Source organism: Pseudoalteromonas sp. Z1A2 (assembly GCF_011378755.1).
Taxonomy (GTDB): Bacteria; Pseudomonadota; Gammaproteobacteria; order Enterobacterales; family Alteromonadaceae; genus Pseudoalteromonas; species Pseudoalteromonas distincta.
Genome location: NZ_WTKX01000003.1, coordinates 12,462 through 33,627, shown reverse-complemented (window position 1 = coordinate 33,627; position 21,166 = coordinate 12,462). Strand labels below are relative to the sequence as shown.

At 38.6% G+C, this 21,166-nt stretch carries 21 protein-coding genes; 14 read left to right on the top strand and 7 right to left on the bottom strand.

Translation table 11 applies throughout. The annotated features are described in order from the left end of the window. Positions 1-26 precede the first annotated feature (26 nt). Both GQR47_RS03040 and GQR47_RS03035 read right to left on the bottom strand, forming a co-directional pair. Entirely contained in the window at positions 27-335 is a 309-nt protein-coding gene (locus GQR47_RS03040) for an EscU/YscU/HrcU family type III secretion system export apparatus switch protein (protein ID WP_007377933.1), read from the bottom strand. Positions 336-337: 2 nt separating this feature from the next. Then, a complete protein-coding gene (locus tag GQR47_RS03035; RefSeq protein ID WP_165723520.1) occupies positions 338-2,791 on the bottom strand; it encodes a flagellar hook-length control protein FliK in 2,454 nt (817 codons plus the stop codon). 103 nt (positions 2,792-2,894) lie between these two features. On the opposite strand from GQR47_RS03035, the gene ccmA reads away from it, so the two are divergent. From ccmA to GQR47_RS02985, 10 genes are read left to right on the top strand one after another with little or no spacing between them, the layout of a single operon-like run. Next, entirely contained in the window at positions 2,895-3,515 is a 621-nt protein-coding gene (ccmA, locus tag GQR47_RS03030) for a cytochrome c biogenesis heme-transporting ATPase CcmA (RefSeq protein WP_152609331.1), read from the top strand. After that, the gene (gene ccmB / locus GQR47_RS03025) at positions 3,515-4,201 is read left to right on the top strand and encodes a heme exporter protein CcmB (protein WP_165723519.1); all 687 of its coding nucleotides are present in this window, start codon (positions 3,515-3,517) and stop codon (positions 4,199-4,201) included. The genes ccmA and ccmB overlap by 1 nt, the downstream gene beginning before the upstream one ends. Next, the gene (locus tag GQR47_RS03020) at positions 4,201-4,938 is read left to right on the top strand and encodes a heme ABC transporter permease (RefSeq protein ID WP_002959285.1); all 738 of its coding nucleotides are present in this window, start codon (positions 4,201-4,203) and stop codon (positions 4,936-4,938) included. Before ccmB ends, GQR47_RS03020 begins: the two co-directional genes overlap by 1 nt. Before the next feature lie 2 nt (positions 4,939-4,940). After that, positions 4,941-5,144: a heme exporter protein CcmD gene (ccmD, locus tag GQR47_RS03015; protein WP_002959284.1), complete on the top strand. Its 204-nt coding sequence runs from the start codon at positions 4,941-4,943 to the stop codon at positions 5,142-5,144. Continuing rightward, the gene (gene ccmE, locus GQR47_RS03010) at positions 5,141-5,620 is read left to right on the top strand and encodes a cytochrome c maturation protein CcmE (protein WP_002959283.1); all 480 of its coding nucleotides are present in this window, start codon (positions 5,141-5,143) and stop codon (positions 5,618-5,620) included. The genes ccmD and ccmE overlap by 4 nt, the downstream gene beginning before the upstream one ends. Positions 5,621-5,622: 2 nt before the next feature. Beyond that, positions 5,623-7,593, top strand: coding sequence for a heme lyase CcmF/NrfE family subunit (locus GQR47_RS03005; RefSeq protein WP_002959282.1), 1,971 nt, complete (start codon positions 5,623-5,625; stop codon positions 7,591-7,593). Beyond that, a complete protein-coding gene (locus GQR47_RS03000; RefSeq protein WP_024595354.1) occupies positions 7,590-8,159 on the top strand; it encodes a redoxin family protein in 570 nt (189 codons plus the stop codon). Before GQR47_RS03005 ends, GQR47_RS03000 begins: the two co-directional genes overlap by 4 nt. Then, positions 8,159-8,620 (top strand): cytochrome c-type biogenesis protein, encoded by a 462-nt coding sequence (locus GQR47_RS02995; protein WP_002959280.1) that lies wholly within the window; start codon positions 8,159-8,161, stop codon positions 8,618-8,620. Before GQR47_RS03000 ends, GQR47_RS02995 begins: the two co-directional genes overlap by 1 nt. Continuing rightward, positions 8,621-9,874 carry a c-type cytochrome biogenesis protein CcmI gene (ccmI, locus tag GQR47_RS02990; protein ID WP_024595353.1) on the top strand — a complete coding sequence of 418 codons (1,254 nt, stop codon included), beginning with the start codon at positions 8,621-8,623 and terminating at the stop codon, positions 9,872-9,874. It abuts the gene before it with no gap. 9 nt (positions 9,875-9,883) lie between these two features. Continuing rightward, complete coding sequence (locus GQR47_RS02985; RefSeq protein ID WP_165723518.1) at positions 9,884-10,615, top strand: VacJ family lipoprotein; 732 nt, start codon at positions 9,884-9,886, stop codon at positions 10,613-10,615. 145 nt (positions 10,616-10,760) lie between these two features. On the opposite strand, the gene GQR47_RS02980 is transcribed toward GQR47_RS02985, so the two are convergent. Next, entirely contained in the window at positions 10,761-11,987 is a 1,227-nt protein-coding gene (locus GQR47_RS02980; protein WP_165723517.1) for an HDOD domain-containing protein, read from the bottom strand. 331 nt (positions 11,988-12,318) lie between these two features. Between GQR47_RS02980 and putP the strand changes: the two genes are divergently transcribed. After that, complete coding sequence (gene putP, locus GQR47_RS02975) at positions 12,319-13,797, top strand: sodium/proline symporter PutP (protein ID WP_165723516.1); 1,479 nt, start codon at positions 12,319-12,321, stop codon at positions 13,795-13,797. Positions 13,798-14,070: 273 nt separating this feature from the next. Here the strand turns inward: putP and GQR47_RS02970 are convergent, their stop codons facing one another. Continuing rightward, a complete protein-coding gene (locus tag GQR47_RS02970; protein WP_004335683.1) occupies positions 14,071-14,388 on the bottom strand; it encodes a YebG family protein in 318 nt (105 codons plus the stop codon). Positions 14,389-14,702: 314 nt separating this feature from the next. Here GQR47_RS02970 and GQR47_RS02965 point away from each other — a divergent pair, with 314 nt between their 5' ends. Continuing rightward, positions 14,703-14,999 (top strand): helix-hairpin-helix domain-containing protein, encoded by a 297-nt coding sequence (locus tag GQR47_RS02965; RefSeq protein WP_165723515.1) that lies wholly within the window; start codon positions 14,703-14,705, stop codon positions 14,997-14,999. A gap of 24 nt (positions 15,000-15,023) precedes the next feature. Here GQR47_RS02965 and GQR47_RS02960 read toward each other — a convergent pair whose 3' ends face one another. After that, positions 15,024-15,326 (bottom strand): DUF6170 family protein, encoded by a 303-nt coding sequence (locus tag GQR47_RS02960; protein ID WP_165723514.1) that lies wholly within the window; start codon positions 15,324-15,326, stop codon positions 15,024-15,026. A 1-nt stretch (position 15,327) separates the two neighbouring features. Then, a complete protein-coding gene (gene dsbB / locus GQR47_RS02955; RefSeq protein ID WP_024595347.1) occupies positions 15,328-15,846 on the bottom strand; it encodes a disulfide bond formation protein DsbB in 519 nt (172 codons plus the stop codon). Between the two features lie 530 nt (positions 15,847-16,376). On the opposite strand from dsbB, the gene fadR reads away from it, so the two are divergent. Further along, positions 16,377-17,090: a fatty acid metabolism transcriptional regulator FadR gene (gene fadR / locus GQR47_RS02950; RefSeq protein WP_024606190.1), complete on the top strand. Its 714-nt coding sequence runs from the start codon at positions 16,377-16,379 to the stop codon at positions 17,088-17,090. Between the two features lie 362 nt (positions 17,091-17,452). Continuing rightward, the gene (locus tag GQR47_RS02945) at positions 17,453-18,058 is read left to right on the top strand and encodes a peroxiredoxin C (RefSeq protein ID WP_007378637.1); all 606 of its coding nucleotides are present in this window, start codon (positions 17,453-17,455) and stop codon (positions 18,056-18,058) included. An 88-nt stretch (positions 18,059-18,146) separates the two neighbouring features. Here GQR47_RS02945 and GQR47_RS02940 read toward each other — a convergent pair whose 3' ends face one another. After that, the gene (locus tag GQR47_RS02940; protein ID WP_165723513.1) at positions 18,147-20,738 is read right to left on the bottom strand and encodes a TonB-dependent receptor; all 2,592 of its coding nucleotides are present in this window, start codon (positions 20,736-20,738) and stop codon (positions 18,147-18,149) included. Between the last annotated feature and the right edge of the window lie 428 nt (positions 20,739-21,166).

Below are 21,166 nucleotides of genomic sequence, written 5' to 3'. Positions count from 1 at the left end.
CTTTTTTTATGTGCGGATAAATTGGCTCAAGCCTTAATATTTAACTTACCTTGAAAATCCTGCCAACCTGGCGGAAATTGACCTCTTAATACATACGAAAACGCAATAAGCTCTGCAATAACATAATAAAGCTCTTTAGGAATTTCTTCTCCTAACTCTAAATGCGACAACGTTTTAGCAAGTGCTGCATCTTCGTGGATCATAATTCCTTTTAGTTTAGCCGCTGCTATTATTTCATCAGCTAATTCACCAAACCCCTTAACACTTACAGTGGGTGTGTTACCAGCTTCGTACAAAAGCCCAATGGCTGATTTATTAATCGGTGTATCACTCATAGCTAAACCTTAATATTAATAATTGCGTGAGATTTATAGAATGCCTGATTGTTGGCATCGCCTCGCCTTAAATTGAGCTCGCCAACTTGTAAGCCATGTTTAGCTAGTTTTGATCTTAAATTATCTAAGTGAGGGTGAGCAATTGCACTTACTTCTTGGCTCGAGGCTAATAGCTGGCAATCGAGTGCTTTATCCATTAACTCTGCAGTAATTTGTAGCTGCCCAAGTTGGGCATAATCAAAGTTTAATCTGACAAACCATACATTTTTATCTTCTAATTTACCGGCGCTTGGCTTTTTATACTGTCCAAGTGTTATTTCTGTTTGGGCTGCTTCTGGAGGTAATCTCATCGGTAATAAAAATTGTGCAAGCGGGTTTGTGTCTGGCTGTTGATTTGGTGTTGAGACACTTACTTGGGTAAGTGTGTTTTTAACGTGTACGATTTCGCTGGCCAAAGCTTGTACTTGAGCTTGTTGAAGCTGTTCAAGCATTTTTGCTCCCGTGTTACCCATTTTAAAAGTAGGTATAAGTACTTGTAAGAGAGCATCTAAGCCAGTTTGATTATTAAAACTGATAGGCGTTACTGATTGGCTAATCAGAGGCGCAGCTAAAATACTCACAGCCACCTGTTCAAGCCCTTTAGTGAAACTACTTTGCAGCATATCACCCGCTAGTTGAGTGGGCTGTAAAGTAGCAAGTATCTCACGCTGTATGGTTGCAGGGTTTATGTTATTACTTGAAACCATACGGTTAAATGCCTGATTAATTAAGCGAGTTAAATCAGGGGTGTCTTTTGTTGCCTTATCTGTAATATCAGTAATTTGACTGCTTAAAAGTTGTTTATTGTAAGCCAGCCTATCTGTAGGGGTTGTGGCATCAGGAAGCTTTAATAATGTACTTAATAGTTTTGCTTCTATTGGTTGTAGCATTTGACTACGAGAGGGCGCATTAGATAACGGCTCAGTTAACAAGGTAATGCTTTTAGTGTTCACTGTGCTAGTGTTGTTTTGATTATTATCGTTTATTGCAAGCTGTGCTGAGGAGGTGGTAAGTCCCTTAGTGACTACTTCATTGGTAGGGTTAAGCAAGGTGTTCGATTTACTGCTTTCACTAGTAATAAGGGGTTTTAATTGGCTTGCTTTTAAATCACTTAGCTTAGCGCTCGCCACTTCACCTGGGGTAGAATTATTTGTTATTGGCGTGTAGGTTGTTGCTGTGTTTGCAGGTGTTTGCCAAACACTAACACTTCCTTTTACTAGTTGCGCTAATTGTACAATCGGCGGGAGCCTTGAAAAGTGCTCTGGCAAAATATTGCTCGTATTGTTATTTAACGCAGTACTCACACTTTGAGTAATGTTAACTCTATTTAGCGGTGATTCACTCAGTTGTATAGCTAAAGACGTTTTTTGTTGCGCGGGCGAAGTTGATAGCTGCGTTAACTCAGATTTACTTATTGTAGCAAAAGGCTTATTTTCAAAATATTTAACCGCATCATTAATTCGCGTTTTTAAATCACTAAAACTATTTTGTAACCACGATTTTATTGGACTATTTAGGGTCAATAATGGATTTACTTTAATATTACTCGCAGAAACGGCTACTTCAGGTGCATTGCTTTTTTGCGCTAAAAGTAACTCGTTAAATGGTTTTGAGAATGAGTTGTTAAGCGTTACTTTTATATTGTTTGTATCGGTTTTAATAAATAATTTATCTGCCTGGTTCACTAAATTTACTTTAATAGGTGTATTAGGTAGTTCGGCAAGTTGTTGATTAGTAATAGGTGTTGTAAATGAACCTGACTTTTGAGGATGAGTTAAAATAGCCAGTTTTGGTGTTGCTTGAAGTTGCGCACTGGGTAATAAGGCCGCGAGCAAATTAGTAAGTTTAGTTTGGCTAAGTGGTTGCGAGTGAACCGTATCAGCAAAGCGGTTAATAACATTAATCTGCGCGCCTTTATTAGTCGTACTAACAACTACTTTTAAAGGCTGTTCTGTTGTAAGTAACTGGGCTACGTCTTTATTTATGGCAATACTTGCGTTGAGTTTATCAATAACTAACTTGGGAGAAGGGGATACAGCAACTTGTACATCCATTGGTTGGCTTTGTACCTCAGTGCCCGTGCTTACATAATTTAACAAGCGCTGCAATTGTACCGGCTGATTTAAAGTAAAGGTTGTACTGTTTGGCGATATGTTGAGCTGCTTACCATCAGGGCTGATTTGTATGTTAGCACTGACTATTTTTTGCAGGTTTTGTGGTGCGCTTGTAGTGCCAAGCCTTAATGTTTGCCAATGCTTATCAATAAATACATCAAGCGTAATCGAGTCTTTCGAAAATTGGATGTTTTTAGCCGCAAGTACCTCACTAGGTAACTGTGGTAACTCATTGGTCTGGCTGTGAGCAGATTGATTGATAACCAATGAGTTAGATAATGTTATTTGCGTTGGTGTATTCATTATTTTAAATCAAGTTTTTGTTAATCGATTATAAAGCAATATTCGTATTACCCTATCATTATGGTAGACTAACGCCTAATTTTTGGCAGAGAGAATCGTCATCTTGTTACACATTAAGTCCGTCACCTGCATCAAGCAAGATCGTTGTTTGTTTGCGGATCTTAATTTTAGCCTTAATAGCGGTCAAATCATGCAATTAGCGGGTCCTAATGGGGCTGGTAAAACATCGCTATTGCGTATTATTGCTGGCTTTTCTGTGCCTGATGAAGGGTCTGTTCTGTTCCAAGATCAACCTATATCTAAGTACTATGAAGAGTATGCCAGAGAGCTGCTTTTTATAGGGCATAAAACAGGTGTAAGTACTCAGCTTAGTGCAGTTGAAAATGTTCGCCACTGGTTACAAATTAATGGCTACATAAATGAGCCTGATTTATATCCTATTTTAGCGCAACTTGGCCTTGTTGGACTCGAAGATGTACCCGTTAGAATGTTATCTGCTGGACAACAAAGACGTGTAGCGCTTGTTAGGCTTTGGTTAAGTGATGCTAAATTATGGGTACTTGATGAGCCATTTACCGCGCTTGATAAAAGCGGTGTCGCCTTTTTACAGCAGCGATTTACTGAACACTTACAAAGCGGTGGTGCCATTTTATTAACGACCCACCAAGACTTAACGACCCACTTTAGTAACTTACAAACGGTTACACTGGAGTATCGCCACTAATGACTCGTCAACACTCTTATTGGTTGCTATTTAGTGCGGTATTTACCAAAGATGTAAAACTTGCGTTTCGCCAGCGCGCCGAAATTGTAAATCCTATTTTATTCTTCTTAATTGTAATTTCATTATTTCCGTTAGCAATAGGGCCTGAGCCCAGTCTACTTGCGAGAATGGCGCCAGGTATTATTTGGGTTGCCGCATTACTCTCTACCATGTTGGGTTTAGATAAGTTGTTTAGGGATGATTTTAACGATGGCTCGTTGGAGCAGTTAATTGCATCCTCTTATCCATTATCGCTAACCGTACTTGCTAAAGTGGCTGCTCATTGGGTGGTAACAGGTTTACCGCTTGTATTAATGACCCCGCTATTTGCATTGTTGTTAAACCTAGAAAGTACGGCGTTAACAGCAACTGTTTTAACATTATTATTAGGCACTCCACTATTGAGCTTTATTGGCGCAATAGGCGCAGGGCTTACTGTAGGATTACAAAAAGGGGGTATTTTGATGAGTTTACTCGTACTGCCTTTGTATATTCCTGTTTTGATTTTTGCAACGTCGGCTATCGATACCAGTACAATGTCACTGGATTATAGTGGGCAGCTTGCCATCCTTGGTGCAATGTTACTTATTGCTATTATTAGCGCACCAATTGCCATATCGTCAGCTTTAAAAGTGAGTGTAAGTTAATGTGGAAGTGGTTACATCCCTATGCTAAAGCAGAGCGTGCATACCAGTTATGCAATACGTTACTGCCATATTTTGCCGTAGTTACCGTAGTTAGTATGATTGTTGGATGGGTATGGGGGCTTGGTTTTGCACCTGCCGATTACCAACAAAAAGACAGCTACCGTATCATCTTTATTCATGTGCCTTCTGCCATTTTATCTATGGGGGCTTACTCATCAATGGCGATTGCCGCTATCGTTGCACTTGTATGGCAGCTACGAAATGCCGAGCTTGCTGTTATTGCTATTGCGCCTGTTGGTGCATGTATTACTGCTATAGCGCTTATTACTGGCGCTGCATGGGGTAAACCTATGTGGGGTGCTTGGTGGGTATGGGATGCGCGTTTAACGTCTGAACTTATTTTATTATTTTTATATCTTGGCGTGCTTTCGCTTTACCATGCATTTGAAGATAAGAAGTCAGCAGGGCGTGCGGCTTCTATTTTAGCAATTGTTGGCGTAATTAATTTACCTATTATTCATTACTCTGTTGAGTGGTGGAATACGTTACACCAAGGTGCAAGCATTACAAAGCTAGATACAAAAGCAATAGATCCAAGTATGTTTTGGCCTCTTATGGTTAATATTTTAGCCTTTGCTGCTTTTGTTGGAACAGTGACTTTAATTCGTCTTAAAAATGAAATTTTGCAACGAGAAAAGCACCGACCGTGGGTTCGCTCGTTGTTAAATAAGGGGTAATTATGCAGTTTGACTCTTTTTCTGATTTTATTGCAATGGGAGGTTATGGATTTTATGTCTGGCTTTCTTTTGGTACATGCGCACTTATTTTACTCGGTATTTTAGTGAACTCTTTGAGAGACACCAAACGTATTATGGCTTCAGTGGAGCAACAAATAATACGTGAAGCGCGAATTAAAAAAGCTAAGCAGGAACAAATCTCATGAATCCAAGACGTAAAAAGCGACTATTGGTAATTATTGCCGTACTGTTTGGTATTGGTGGGTCAATTGGTTTAGTGCTTTATGCACTGCAAGAAAATATTAATCTTTTTTATACGCCAAGCGAATTAATTGATGGCAAAGGCCCTAACAAAGAAAAACCACATATAGGTCAAAAGTTACGTATTGGCGGCATGGTTGTGCCAGGCACGGTTGAGCGTAATGAACAAAGCTTACAAGTAAGCTTTAAGCTAATAGATACAGGTCCATTAGTGACTGTGCGTTATCAAGGCATATTGCCAGACTTGTTTCGTGAGGGGCAAGGCATTGTAGCGCAGGGCGTATTAGTCGAGCCTAATGTTATTGAAGCATTTGAAGTGCTAGCAAAGCATGACGAAGAATATATGCCAGCAGAAGTTGCAGAGGCAGTTAAAGGTATTAAGCACGAAAAACCAAAATACAACTTAGATAGTGGTAATTAGCTATGATCCCAGAAATTGGTTATTTTTCTTTAACGCTTGCCATGGTGCTAAGCGTTTTACTGTGTATTTTTCCTCTTTGGGGCGCGCATACTGGTAATCTTCGGTTAATGCGTGCGGCTCCATCTTTAGCAATAGGCCAGTTTGCTTTTGTACTAATCTCTTTTGCTGCACTTATTTATGCAAGTTTAACAGACGACTTTACCGTATCTTACGTAGCGTATCATTCAAGTAGTACGCTGCCTTGGTACTATAAAATCACCTCTACGTGGGGCGGTCATGAAGGTGCTATTTTATTATGGTTAGTAATGCAAGCGGGTTGGACTGCTGCTGTAGCAGCGCGTTCTAAATCATTACCTTGGGTATTACGTGCTCGCGTACTGGGTGTACTTGGCTTTTTAGGTGTAGGTTTTATGATGTACACCTTACTGCTTTCAAGCCCGTTTGAGCGCCTACTTCCTTATTTTCCGGTAGAAGGGCGTGACTTGAATCCGCTGCTTCAAGATCCAGGTATGATTATTCATCCACCATTACTGTACATGGGTTATGTGGGGCTGTCGGTTGCTTTCTCTTTTGCTATAGCTGCATTGTTAACAGGTAAACTTGATAACACATGGGCTAAATGGTCACGCCCGTGGACGATGACTGCGTGGGGTTTCTTAGGTTTAGGTCTTACTATTGGTAGCTGGTGGGCGTATTCAGAACTAGGCTGGGGCGGCTGGTGGTTTTGGGATCCAGTAGAAAACGCAGCGCTTATGCCTTGGCTTGTTGCAACCGCATTACTGCATTCATTAAGTGTGACAGAAAAGCGCGGTATATTTAAATCATGGACCGTATTACTCGCAATTGCAGCATTCTCTTTAAGTTTGCTAGGTACGTTTATTGTACGCTCGGGTATTATTGTATCGGTACATGCGTTTGCTACAGACCCCGATAGAGGCTTATTTATACTCGCCTTTTTAGGCATAGTGGTCGGTGGTGGCTTGGCGTTATATGCAATGCGTGTGTCACAAGTTCACAGTGAAGGACGATACAAGCTGGTATCGCGCGAAGTGGCCTTATGGCTCAATAATATATTTTTAGTTGTTGCTACATTAATTGTTATGTTAGGTACATTGTTGCCAATGGTTCATAAAGAAATGGGCTTAGGTAGCATTTCTATTGGCGAACCGTTTTTTAATAAGATGTTTGCAATAATTTTAGTACCGTTTGCTATTTTGATGGGGATCGGACCACTTTTACGTTGGAAGCAAAACAAGTGGGCTTTTTTGCAAAACAAAATATTAATGGGCGTATTAGCAAGTGTTGTGATTACCTGCGCTTGGTTATTCTCAAGTTACGATTTAGTAAAACCACTTACGTTATTAGCGACAACACTGGCGGTTTGGATTGCAATATCAACAGGGATTGATATTTACACCAAAGCAGCTGTGCACGGGAGCTTAAAAGAAGGCTTAAAACGCTTTACTGTAAGTTACTGGGCTATGGTACTTGGGCATATTGGTATTGCATTTATTATTGCGGGCGTAACACTTACCTCGGCTTATTCAGTAGAGCGTGATGTATCGATGAAACCGGGTGAAATAGCACAGCTTAATGAGTATGAATATCGCTTTGATGGCGTTAAAACTATTCGTGGGCCAAACTACAGCGGTCATGCGGGCGTTGTATCTGTGCTTAAAAATAATGAGCTAGTAACACGTTTACACGCCGAAAAACGTAAATATGACATTGGTATGCAGTTTATGACTGAGGCGGCAATAGATGCCGGTTTTAAACGTGATTTATATTTAGCATTAGGTGAGCAATTAAGTGGTGATGCATGGTCACTTCGCATTTATCATAAACCATTTGTACGCTGGATATGGATTGGTGGCGTGCTTATGTCATTTGCAGGTTTCATGATTTTGTTTGATAAACGTTACCGTACATCAGCTAAAACAGCCCGTAAAGATGTACCGGAGAGTGTTTTATGAACCGTAAAATTTTAGCTATTGCGCCGCTTTTAGTGTTTGCTTTTGTGTGTGTATTTTTATACCAAGGTCTTTTTGCCAACCCTCGTGAAATTCAAACAGGGCGGATAGGTCAAGAAATGCCAGCGTTTAATTTACCTGATTTAATGCAAGACAATAAGCAGTGGACCAACGAGTCGTTAAAAGGTGAAGTTTACTTATTAAATGTATGGGGTACGTGGTGCCCAACATGTTTAGTCGAACTTGGTTATTTAACTAAGTTACGTGAGCAAGGCGTTAAAATTATTGGACTATATTACGTACAAGGTTACGACTCTGATTTTGATGGCCCGTTTGATATGCAATCACTTCGCAGCGAAGTCACTGATATGCTGCAACGTGCAGGTGACCCTTACCAATTTAATATTTTAGATTTACACCGTACTTTGTCGTTGGATTTAGGCGTGTCGGGTGCGCCAGAAACTTTTTTAGTCGATAAAAACGGCACTATTTTGTTACATCACACCGGTGATATAAATCCGCGAGTATGGCGAGCTAAATTTGCGCCAATTATGCAGGAGCTTAAATAATGAAGTGGTTACTACTTACGCTTAGCCTTTTTGTAAGCATGGGTGCGTTTGCACAGCAAGATCGCTATCAATTTGATAACAACAAACAAGCAATATTGTTTGAAGAGTTAACCAAAGAGCTACGTTGCCCTAAGTGTCAAAATCAAAACATTGCGGACTCCGACGCTGTTGTTGCTAAAGACTTGCGCGATAAAGTACTCGTATTGGTTAAAGAAGGTAAAAGTAAAGACGAAGTGATTGATTATATGATTGACCGCTTTGGCTATTTTGTTCATTACGACCCACCTGTTACACCAGCGACTTTAGTGCTGTGGGTACTACCTGTGTTAATTGTAATTGTTGGCTTTGGTTTTATTGTTATTCGCCAACGAAAAGCATCAGTAAAACAAACATGGAGCAGCGACGATGAAATGCTGCTAGCGAAGCTAATTGAACAAAATAAACGTCAGGAGCAAAGCTAAATGATTTTAATGTGGGCGTGTTTTGCCTTACTCACACTGGTTGCTCTTAGCTTTGTTATGATACCTTTTTTAAAAAAAGAGCGTGTTCAAACGATTACTCATAACGCCAATGCTGAATTAATTAGTATTTATGAGCAGCGTTTAGTCGATTTGCAAACTGATTTAGATAATCAACGCATTGATAGCGTAAATCACGCAGAATCAATTGTTGAATTAAAACGTCGCTTATTGAACGAGCTATCACCAGAGAAATCACTTAACAGCAAAGGTAATAATCGTATTTTTGCTTTAACAGGCGGTGCATTTGTTCTTGCGCTTACAGGGATTTTTTATAGTTTTACAGGCAGTCAGCAGCAAATTTCGGCTTGGCATGACGCAATGGATAATTTAGCTGATTATGGCGAGCGTGCTGTAATGCAAAAAGGTGAGCCGCTTAGTCAAAATGAGCTGCAGGCTTTTGCATTGGCGCTTCGTACTAAACTTAGCCGCTCTGGCGATGATGAAGTTGCTTGGATGCTACTTGGTCGAGTGGCTATGTCGCTTAATGAATTTGACATGGCGCAGCAGTCATTTGATAAAGCACTACGTATGAACCCTGATAATATGCAGGTTCTTATTAGTTACAGTCAGGTTTTATTACTTGAAGGTAGCGAAGCTAATATGACTCGCGCGGCAGGTATGCTTTCAAAAGTGCTAAACGTTGAGCCTACTAATTTAGATGCTATTTCGTTACTAGCCCTGATAGCGTATGAACGTAAAGATTGGCCGCAAGCTAAAACTGCATTTGAAGTTTTATTGGCGAGCATGGAAAAAAATGATTCACGTTATAACATGATCTCCGAACGTATTGCTGATATTGAGCAACAAATGCAAAGTGAAGGCTCAGTTATGCCAGTTACTACTACAACGGGTGCTATTGCAGTTACAGTCGACATTGCAAAAGAGCTTATTGATAAACAGCCAAAAGACGGTATTTTGTTTATATTTGCAAAAGCTGCAACTGGCTCACCTATGCCATTAGCTGCTGTTAAGCTGACTAAATATTCATTTCCAATTACAGTTGAGTTGAGTGATAGTAGTGCAATGGTTGCAGGGCTTAACTTATCTAGTGCAGAAAATATTATTATTTCGGCGCGTATTTCTATCGATGACTCTGTTATGCCAAGCTCTGGTGAGCTAGAAGGTCATTCACAGGCGTTAAAGCGTGAAAGTGTAAGTGACTACCAACTTCAAATTGATACATTAATACCTTAAGGACGTTAGATGTTAAAACACAGTTTTACTTTTTTATGTTTATTGATACTAGCCGGCTGTGCTCAAGTACCTCAAAGCAAAGTAGATGACAGAGATCCGCTGCAAAGTATTAATCGTCCATTATATGACTTTAATATGGATGTACTGGATGCTTATTTATTGCGCCCAGTTGCTGTAGGTTATGTTGAAGTAACGCCTGTACCGGTAAGAAACGGTATTGTTAATTTTACAGGTAATATCACCGCACCTGTAGATATGATCAATGCGGGTTTGCAAGGTAAACCGGGTAATGCAAGTGTGAGCTTAGCACGCTTTTTAGTTAACTCTACTGTCGGTCTGTTTGGTATCTTTGATGTTGCAAGCTCACTAGGTCTTGAAATAGTCGATGAAGACTTTGGACAAACGTTGGGTGTATGGGGCGTAGGTGATGGCGCCTATTTAATGCTACCAGGTATGGGGCCAACAACAGCACGTAACCTGACCGGTGATGTAGTCGATAACTTTGTATTACCTGAAGTTGCGCTAACGACTCCACAAACTATTTTAGTATTTGTTTTAAAAGCAGTTGAGGCGCGTGCAGCTTTAATACCACAAGAAGGGCTATTAAATGATTCACTTGATCCGTACTTATTTGTAAAAGATATTTACTTCCAGCGTCAAATTTATGAGCTGTACGATGGCAACCCACCTATAAAAGAAGAGCCAGCTGATTTTGATGAAGACTTTTTAGAAAGTTTATAATTGAAGCCAATGATAAAAACGCCAGCTAAATGCTGGCGTTTTTATTGACTGTTTATATAATCTGAACTTTGGCTAGAGAAAAATAAACTTAGATATCATTATAATTCAATAAATTAGTAAATATCTTAACCAGAGTTCGGGTTACTTATTTTTCGTTAACTACTAACTGCATTTGCTCATTAACCCAAGTCAGTGCTTCATGATAGGCATCAGGAACTTTTTCACCTAGGTTTAGCTCTTTCGTTAATTCGTTTGCGGCTGACCAGTTAGCTTGTTCATAATACTTAACTAAGTTTAAATATTTTGCCAGCAAGCCTTCATCGTTTAATAAGGCTGCTTTTATGTCATTCGAAAGTGGAAGCTTTTTCATAACGCTTTCCATACTCTCATCTAAAATAGCATCCATAAGAGACATCATACCGGTTAAAAATGCCATGCCGGTATCTTTAAATTGTCCATGGGATATAGCGAGTAACTCACCAAAACGAGCGCGCGTAAGCGATAGCCTAATTAGCTCTATAGGTTTATCTGCTGATACTTGCGCTGCAAATAATAATGATAATAGTTTTTTAATTTCGTTAGCGCCAAGCACTATAAGGGCTTGCTTAATGGTACTTATTTCAGCACGCCTTGCAAAGGCAGCAGAATTTGAATACCTAAGTAATTTGTAAGATAGGTTTACATCACGCTCAAACACATCAGTGATTTTTTTAAGATCCATATCAACGCTTGATGTTTCGTAAAGTAATTCAGCTAATGCCATTTCTGAAGGCGGTAGAGCCTTACTTTGTACCATTTCCGGTTTGGAGAAGAAAAATCCTTGGAAATAATCAAAACCAAGCTCTAGAGCTTGTTGGTAAATTTCATAGGTTTCTACTTTTTCGGCAAGTAACTTAATATGCGAGTGCAGTTTTAAATCATTAAGAACCGTTTTTATTGTATCTATATCAGATGCTAAAAAGTCTATTTTAATAATATCAATAAATGGATAAAAGTGGCGCCAAACAGGCTGATGAATATAGTCATCAAGAGCAATAGTGTAACCTTTATCTTTTAGATCTTTCACTATGGCTAATAATCGCTTCCCAGGTTGCACAGTTTCAAGGATTTCTACAACTACAGTATCTTTGCCCAGTAGTGTTGGGTAGCCCTTTGATAGCGTTTCTAGGGTGAAATTTATATAGGCGGGTTTATTGTCGGTTAAATCTTCTAAGCCGAAATTAAACTGACTACCTTCAATTAGTCGTGTAGTTGCCTCGTCACCGTCTATATCGGGAAATACGTTATCAACGCCATCGCGAAATAAAAGTTCATATCCGATGAGCTTTTTATCTCTGTCTAAAATAGGTTGGCGTGCAGCGTAAAAATACATAAACAGTTCCGTAAGAGTAATCTAATTAGTTATTGTAATAATATATGGCAAAAGACTCAAAATAGCATTACGTATATTTGCTAGATTAATAAATTATCATTAAAAATTAAGGTCTTTCTAGTATTTAATTTATTATATTTCACCAATTCGCTTTAAAATTATTCAACATGAGTATTTTTGTATCAGGTGAGGGCAACAAGTTGGAGATTTTATTATCAAGCATGATATAGTCAGCGAGAATGGTTTTTACCCCAATAGTGTCTTAACTATAAAATTTTAAGAGTCATTATTTGGATTAAAGCCTATTATTAATAATTATGCGGAGGCTAATTTGGAAACAGGAATGATTATTTCACTAGCATTATATTTTATTGTAATGTTAGGTATCGGACTATATGCATATAAGCAATCTACTGACGATGTATCTGGTTACATGTTAGGTGGACGAAATCTATCTCCAAGTGTAGCTGCACTGTCTGCAGGTGCATCTGATATGAGTGGCTGGATTTTAATGGGCCTACCTGGTGCGATGTTTGTTACTGGTTTTAGTAGTACATGGATAGCAATTGGCTTGGTGATTGGTGCTTGGTTAAATTATCTGTTAGTTGCACCGAGATTACGTGTTTACACTGAAAAAGCAAATGACTCTATAACCATCCCAGACTACTTTTCAAATCGCTTCAATGATAAATCCAACCTATTACGTGTTGTATCAGCTGTGGTAATTATTGTTTTCTTTACTCTTTATACTTCATCTGGTGTTGTCGCTGGTGGTAAATTGTTTGAAAGCTCATTTGGTTTAACTTATGAAATGGGTTTATACATTACAACGGGCGTAGTTGTTTTATATACCTTGTTTGGTGGTTTTTTAGCTGTAAGCTTAACTGACTTTGTGCAAGGTTGTATTATGTTCATTGCACTTATTCTAGTACCAACGGTTGCATACTCTTTGCTTGAACAACCTTTAGAATCAACTTTAAATAGCGTAAATCCAGATATGCTTAACTGGATTGGTGCAGGTTCTGCATTAGGTATTATTTCTGCAATGGCTTGGGGTTTAGGTTATTTTGGCCAACCACATATCATTGTTCGTTTTATGTCGGTACGTAGTGTTAAAGATATGCCTAAAGCACGCCGTATTGGTATGACATGGATGATTGTTGCTGCCATTGGTGCTGTTGGTACTGGTATATTTGGTGCAGCTTATACTTATGAGAACAACATTGTAGTTGAAGACCCTGAAACAATTTTCTTAATTCTTTCTGAGTTGCTGTTCCACCCACTTATTGCTGGCTTTTTACTTGCTGCAATTTTGGCTGCGATTATGAGTACTATCTCATCTCAATTATTGGTTAGTTCAAGTTCATTAACAGAAGATTTCTATAAAACATTCTTACGTAAAGATGCCAGTGATAAAGAGCTAGTTGCTGTTGGCCGTATTAGTGTTGCCGTAGTTGCTATGTTCGCTATTTATTTAGCTTACGATAGAGATAGCTCTATTTTAGACCTAGTAAGTAATGCGTGGGCTGGCTTTGGTGCTGCGTTTGGACCTCTTGTATTGTTTAGCCTTTATTGGAAACGCATGAACTTTGCTGGTGCGTTAGCTGGTATGTTAGTAGGCGCATTTACTGTGCTAATTTGGATATATGGACCATTTACTATCAATGGTGAAAGCTTAAGTAGCTTTATGTACGAAATAGTACCGGGCTTTATTTTAGCGAGTATTGCAATTGTTGTTGTTAGCTTAGTAACAAAAGAGCCTGAGCAAAACATCACTGCTTTATTTGATGAAGTAGAAAAAGAGCTTTAATTAGCAATTACTATTTATTTTAAAATGAGTAGTAATTAATACCAATCCGCAATAATACTTAATCATTTTGCGGGGCTAAACGTGTTGCTACCGGCGTTAAAAAATTCTCATTTAGAACAACTAAATATCGAATTTTTGCCTAGCTATCAACACGTTTTTCCACCCTCAAAGAGATCATTTAATTAAGCGAATTGGTATAATAAAAAAGGGAGCAACTTAGTTGCTCCCTTTTTTATTTAGTTTGTCCCGTTCGAGGAGGGAGCATTCTATGAATTAACTTACTTTTTTATCGTTGTTATCTTCAATTGATGCAACGTTATCTGACTTTTTACTTTTTGCTGGCGCTTTGGTAACAGCTGGATCTTTGCCACCTTTTAATATGGTCATAAAATCATCTTTGCTTTTCGCTATTTCTAAAGCAAGTGATTCAATTTGTTGCTCACTAAGCGGTACGTCTACCTTTTCTAGCATCAGCTCAAGTGATTCTGCTATATCGAGCATCTTGTCATAAGCATCCGCTTCTTTTTTGGTAGTAAACGTCATACGCTCGACTCCGTTTCGTTCTACAACATATTTAACAACAACAGCCATGATTTCTCCTGCAAAATTGCTTGGCACCGTGGTTTTTAAAAAACCATTAGATTACTGTTTTTATGTACAGTAATGGTTTGTAAGTAAATTTGCAAGCGCGAAGTATTAATTTTTAGGTGTCTTAAATTTGACAAAAAACGGTAACTTTACTTTAGTTAAGCAATCACTTTGTTGTACCAGCTGCATTTTCAGGATTTCGGATCATAGTGGTAATGCGTTTAGGTACACTTTAAGTGATGAACTTTACAGTTCCTTATTTATTGATTTCCTGAGCAATACTCAAAATTAAGAAAAGAAGAATAAGGGCAAGTTTAATGAAAACGTTAAAAAATTTACTCATCATAAGTTTATTATGTTTACTACCCGCGACTACCGCGTATGCACAATTATCAGAAGTAACTAAGCAAATGCCTCAAGCTGAGACAATTAGTATAAATAATGCTGATGCAGAGATGCTTGCTAAGTTACCTGGTATAGGTAAGAAAAAAGCGCAGGCAATTGTGGATTATCGTGAAGAAAATGGCGAATTTAAAAGCGTTAGTGATTTATCGCAAGTTAAAGGGATTGGCAAAAAACTTTTAGCTAAATTAGAGGGGAAACTTTCACTTTAATATTTCTAAAAAGTAATCAGGGTGCTAGGCGCCCTGATTAAATTGTTTTAGCGCATCGCTTAAGTGCTTTTTAGCAAAGTTAATTTCAATAGGTGTAGTTAATAGTGGATAGCACAATCCGCCAAATATCAAAAATGGTATTAATATCCAACCTTTAAATACAGTGAATATTAAAAATAGTGGGCTAAGTAATAGCAACTTTATAATACGCAATAGAACTTTATCAGTTGGCGATAGCTGACTTAATGCAAGCGCAATTACGTCTTGACGCTGGCGTACTTTTAAATGCTTAAGCTGGTCTAATTGGCTTGAAAAAAATGTAAACATATCAAATCGACTTTTTAATTGATAAACGGGCAATAATTATAATAAATAGCGTTAGTGAGAAAATCCCAAATATCACTTCCATCCAAGCAGGCATGCTCATGCCAACAAACTGCCAATCTATATTTCCACAATCCCCGGTAGCTTGAAAAAAGCTAGGTATCCATTCATGTAGTGGCATAAATGATGGGAAATTTGGTTCAAACTCGCAGCTAAATGCAAAAGGGTCTGTGGTGGTCTGCATATCAATATGTTCGCGAGCAATTAAGTATCCCCAAACACTCGATATTCCCCAAATAACATACGCTATCATACGCACAGTTTTACTTTGTGGTTTACTTGAGCCTACAATCCCTGCGCCTAATAACCCCAATACTGCAGTGCGTTGATATATACACATTATGCAAGGCGCTAACCCCATTTTGTATTGAAAGAAAAGAGCGGTAACTTCAAGTAAAAAAACGATAGCTGTAAATAAAAGCCACGGGGTTCGTTGGGTAGGTAATTGTGCAAGCCAGTTCATAAAAATTCCGCGTTTTAATAGGACGTTAGATTATGACGTAGGATAAAGTATGCAGCAACAAAAAGGAAAAAAAAGCTACCGAAGTCGCTTTTTATAAGATGAAATTAATGACTACTCAATTCAGCCTTAGCAAAGGTTAAATGACGTTCTATTATTTTCCCATCGATACATAAGCTCAGTTATATTGCTTACTTATACTAAGGTGATGCATCATCTAAAGAATTTTTTATGGTTGCACTTTTTTGTACTTTTTCTTATGGCAAGTGCGGGATAAGTTAATTAAGCTCAGGCGCTGCGTAAATAAAAATATCTCCATAATAACAATGTACCTACAATGAATATTACTCTAGATATTCATGCATTGTAGCTAAATTAGAGAGACCCAAATTTAATTATTTATTAATTTTAAATTTCTACCCATTTGCTTTATTAATATATATTACTTTACTTGTTAGTTGTGCTTCGTCTGGTACAATCAGTCAGTTATTCGTGTAAAACGATGAGTGTTGATTAATTCGAATGGGAACTGGATGAGAATTTTTAAAGCGAAAAGCCCAGCAGGATTTGCTGAAGAATATATAGTTGAGTCCATTTGGAACGGCGATTTCCCTCCAGGTTCAATTTTACCTGCCGAGCGAGAACTTTCAGAGTTAATTGGTGTTACAAGAACAACCTTGAGAGAAGTATTACAGCGTTTAGCACGTGATGGTTGGCTAACAATTCAGCATGGTAAACCTACAAAAGTAAATAACTTTTGGGAAACGTCTGGCTTAAACATTCTTGAAACATTAGCGCGCTTAGATGAAGACAAGATGCCAGAGCTGACAGATCAGCTTTTATCTGCACGTACTAATATTAGTGCTATTTATACACGTGCTGCAATTAAGTTAAATCCTGAACGCGTGATTGAAATTTTATCACAAAGCCATGAGCTAGAAGACACCGCTCAAGCATTTGCTGACTATGATTATAAAGTGCATCACGAATTAGCCGTTGCGGGTAATAACCGTATTTATGTATTAATACTTAACGGCTTTAGAGGCTTTTATTCAAAGATTGGTTGTCATTACTTCTCTGATGCTGGAACTCGTGAACTTGCTCGTCAGTTTTATAAAGATTTAACCATTTTGGCAGAAAAGAAAGAGCATGATGGTGCTATTTCTATGATGCGTAAATACGGTCATCAAACGGGTGAGATTTGGCAAAAAATCCGTGGTGATATGCCCTCAGATATAATGGACTAAGTCTAAGCGAGAAACCTGCATTTGCAGGTTTTTTTATATCTGTAAAATTTAGCGCCACCGTATATGAAATTCTAAAAAGTTTAATGCATAAACCACTTCGATATTTTTAAAATTTCTACTTAGTTACAACGCAACTTACACTTTAAATTAGACCTATTATTTAAGCATATTAGCGCAAGTTGCAAGTGTTCGTTATTTTCGATTGCTCACATCGTTAAATGCGATTGTTCTTTTGTAGTGAATAACTTTAGAATGCCAATTAATTATATGTATGCGCTATTGGTTTTTAATTTTTAGCGCCCATATAAGTACCAGCATTGCGAAAGCAATTGAAAACAAACTCAAAATATTTGGAGAATAAAATGGGTGTATTAGTAGGCCGCCAGGCACCAGACTTTACCGCTGCAGCTGTTCTTGGTAACGGTGAAATTGTAGATAGCTATAACCTTCATGAAACAATTAAAGGTAAAAAAGCAGTTATCTTCTTTTACCCACTAGATTTCACGTTTGTATGTCCTTCTGAACTTATTGCATTTGATAAGCGTTTTGAAGAGTTTCAAAAGCGTGGCGTAGAAGTAATTGGTGTTTCTATCGATTCACAATTCTCACATAACGCATGGCGTAACACTGCTGTAGCAGACGGCGGTATTGGTAAAGTTCAATACGCACTAGTTGCAGACGTTAAACACGAAATTTGTAAAGCATACGACGTTGAGCATCCTGAAGCGGGTGTTGCGTTCCGTGGTTCTTTCTTAATTGATGAAGAAGGTAACGTACGTCACCAAGTAGTGAACGATTTACCACTAGGTCGTAACATAGACGAAATGCTTCGCATGGTTGACGCGCTAGCGTTCCATACTGAGCACGGTGAAGTATGTCCTGCTGGTTGGACTGAAGGTAAAAAAGGTATGGACGCAAGCCCTGAAGGCGTTGCTAAGTTCTTATCTGAAAACGAAGGCGAGCTATAATTTAGCCCTTAGTTTTAAATAAAAAAAACCGCCAATTGGCGGTTTTTTTATTTGTAGCGTTAGCTCACTTTAAAATAAGCTCGCAAAGTTAAAACGAGAAGCTAACTTTAGTATAGAAGTATCGGCCTCTAGGATTGTGTACACCTGAAGCATAACCGTATAGATCAGCGTCGCCATCACCAATTGCAAATGGTGGCTCTTCATCAAATAAGTTATTTACACCTAGCGATACTTTAGTTGAGTCAGTAACACGATAAGATGTTTGTAAATCTACCAATGTTTGCGAATCAACCATACGTGATGTATTGCTATCAAAGTCTAAATTACCGTCAAAATCAATATCTGGGGTATCTTCAAACTCACCTACATAACTGATGTTTACGTTTGTATTAAACTCGCCAATTTCCCAGTTTGTAGAGAAAATCCAGCGGTGCTCTGGATAGCCATACTCACCGGTGTAATCGCGGCCATCTTTTTCAAATTTATCTTGGTATGCCCATTCTAAATTAAATTTCAATAAACCTAAGTCATCAAGTGAGTGATTGTAGTTAGCTGAAACATCGACCCCAGATACTTCTTGCGAAGAAACGTTTTCAAATGTGCTGTAAATTTTTTGAATTGTTCCTAAGCTATCGCCACCTGTAGGTGTTAAGCGCACACATACAGTACTATCTTGGTTATTACACTCAGAGTTATAAATTGGACCAAACTCTTGCTCATCAATTTTGTTATCTTGAGTGATGCTCCACACATCGACACTTAAACCAAACTCAGCAGAAGGCGCCCAAATAAAGCCGACATTCCATGATTCTGATTCTTCAGCTTCAAGGTCAGGGTTACCAGCAAATTCAATGTTGTAATCAAGTGCATCACAATCAAGGCCCGTTGCTTCACATCGGTATGTATCTACAAAGAATTGGCTTTCTTGAGATGGACCTAAACCAACTTGTGCCAAAGAAGGCGCTCTAAAGCCTTGTGCCCAAGAGCCACGCACTGTGATTTCATCAGTAGGCGCCCAGCGAAGAGCTACTTTAGGGTTTGTTGTTGTACCGAAGTCACTGTAGTCATCGTAACGGCCAGCAAGTTGTAGCTCTAAATTATCAGCAAGAGGGATAGAAAACTCGACATAGGCTGCGTATTGTTCACGATCTGCAGATGCAGATACAGACTCTGTGCCAAATATTAAACCACGTTGAAATTGATCATCTGGAATGTCATTAACGTCTTCTTCACGGTACTCAATACCTGCAGCCATCATTACTACATCATCGCCAAAACTAAATGCTTCACCTGTAATGTTTGCATCAAAGGAAGTCATGTGAGACTCACCACGACGCACTAAGCTTGTTGTAATACGATCAATTACAGCAGGGTCGTTGTATGTGCCACCAAATGGATTGTAGTTTCCTGCATCAATTTCTTGTTGTAAGAAATCAGTACGCACCCAACCTTGTGTTCTATCACCTGTTTGCAAAGATTTACTTCGGCCTTTTTGTACAGCGGTTTCCCAGCTCCAGTCATTAAACTCACCTCTAAGCCCTGCAACAAAGCGAAGAGTATCTGATTCAATATCCCATTGGCGTGCGCCAGCATCAACTGTACGGTAACGACCAATTTGAATGTCTTCACCAAATGGATTGTTAGGGTGGCTAGCTGGGACAGTTAAGCCTGCATCTTCATCAAGTGGAGTAGGGGCTCCGGCCGCAACAGACGTATTGTGCTGTACTGCCATTTCTAAAAAGCCCGTAATGCCATTATCAAAGTTATATTCAAATTGAGAAATAGCACCCACGCGTTCAGACGCTGGTGCGATATAACCGTAGGGGCCGTAATCAAATAAACAACTGCCGCTTGAAGTTGCATTTTCAGCAGGACAAGCCGGATCAATTGTTTTAACACCGTCTACATAAAAATATCCAGGGAAGCCACGAGATGAGCGAAAATCTTCACCACCATAAGGTGATTGATTTGCTGTACCTAAGCTGCCCATTTCATCAGAAGAAAGAGATGTATTTTTAAAGTAATCGATAATAACTGACGCGCTACTTTTCTCGCTAGTAGTACCCCATACTAAACTTGCTGTTGTTTCTTCATAATTGGGACCATCAGTACCACCGTAGCCCAAATTAACTTCAACACCGTCAATGTCTTTTTTCAAGATTACGTTTACCACACCCGCCACTGCGTCTGAGCCGTAGATAGCTGAAGCACCATCTTTTAGTATATCGATTCGCTCAATGGCAGAAACTGGGATACTGTTAATATCTACAAATGAGTTTGTGATACCTTCGGCAAATGCACTAATAGATACACGACGGCCATTGATTAGTACGAGCGTAGCATCAGCACCTAAGCCACGTAAACTAACAGCAGCAGACCCATTTGCAGTTGAGTCTTGGTTGTTACCACGTGTTGAGAAAGTACCGCTACCCGCGACAGGCATTCTTTCGAGGAGTTGTTGTAGGTTGTCATAACCCATGTTCTCAATATCAGCTCTTGCGATTGATTGAACCGGAGAAGGTCCTTCGATATCTGAACGTTTGATTCGTGAGCCAGTTACTTCAATGCGCTCTACTTTTTTAGCTTCTTCAGCAGCGTAAGTTGTTGTTGTAAAACCTGCTGAAAGTGCGATTGTAGCACCTGCAATTAAGCTAGGTGTAAATGCAGTTGATTGCTTCATCCTTAAGTCCTTGTTGATATGTTATAAATTTAGTTGCTCTATACCAATCCTTTTTAAATTGTTAAATAAATCCCATATTTAAGCGGATTGATATAACAAGCGACGACATTAATATCATGTAACTTAAGTGTTAGCAATTAGACTGAAATGTGATTTTAGTATGGTTTTTTGTGTGTTTTTGGATGATTTTAAAACAGATGTTATGCGCTGAAGAAGGTTGAAATAGCCGCATATGCTTTATTTTGGAAATAACAAATACAGCCTAAATGCGAGTAATAATTAAATTAATTAATTCACAATAAAATTGTAATAAATTATTTACATGTGTATTCTGAATAAATAGTAATCTTGTTGTATATTAATAAAACAAATAATAGTTGGTTTTTTTTAACCTGGATTCAAATTGTAAGTGCATAACTTGTTTTGGG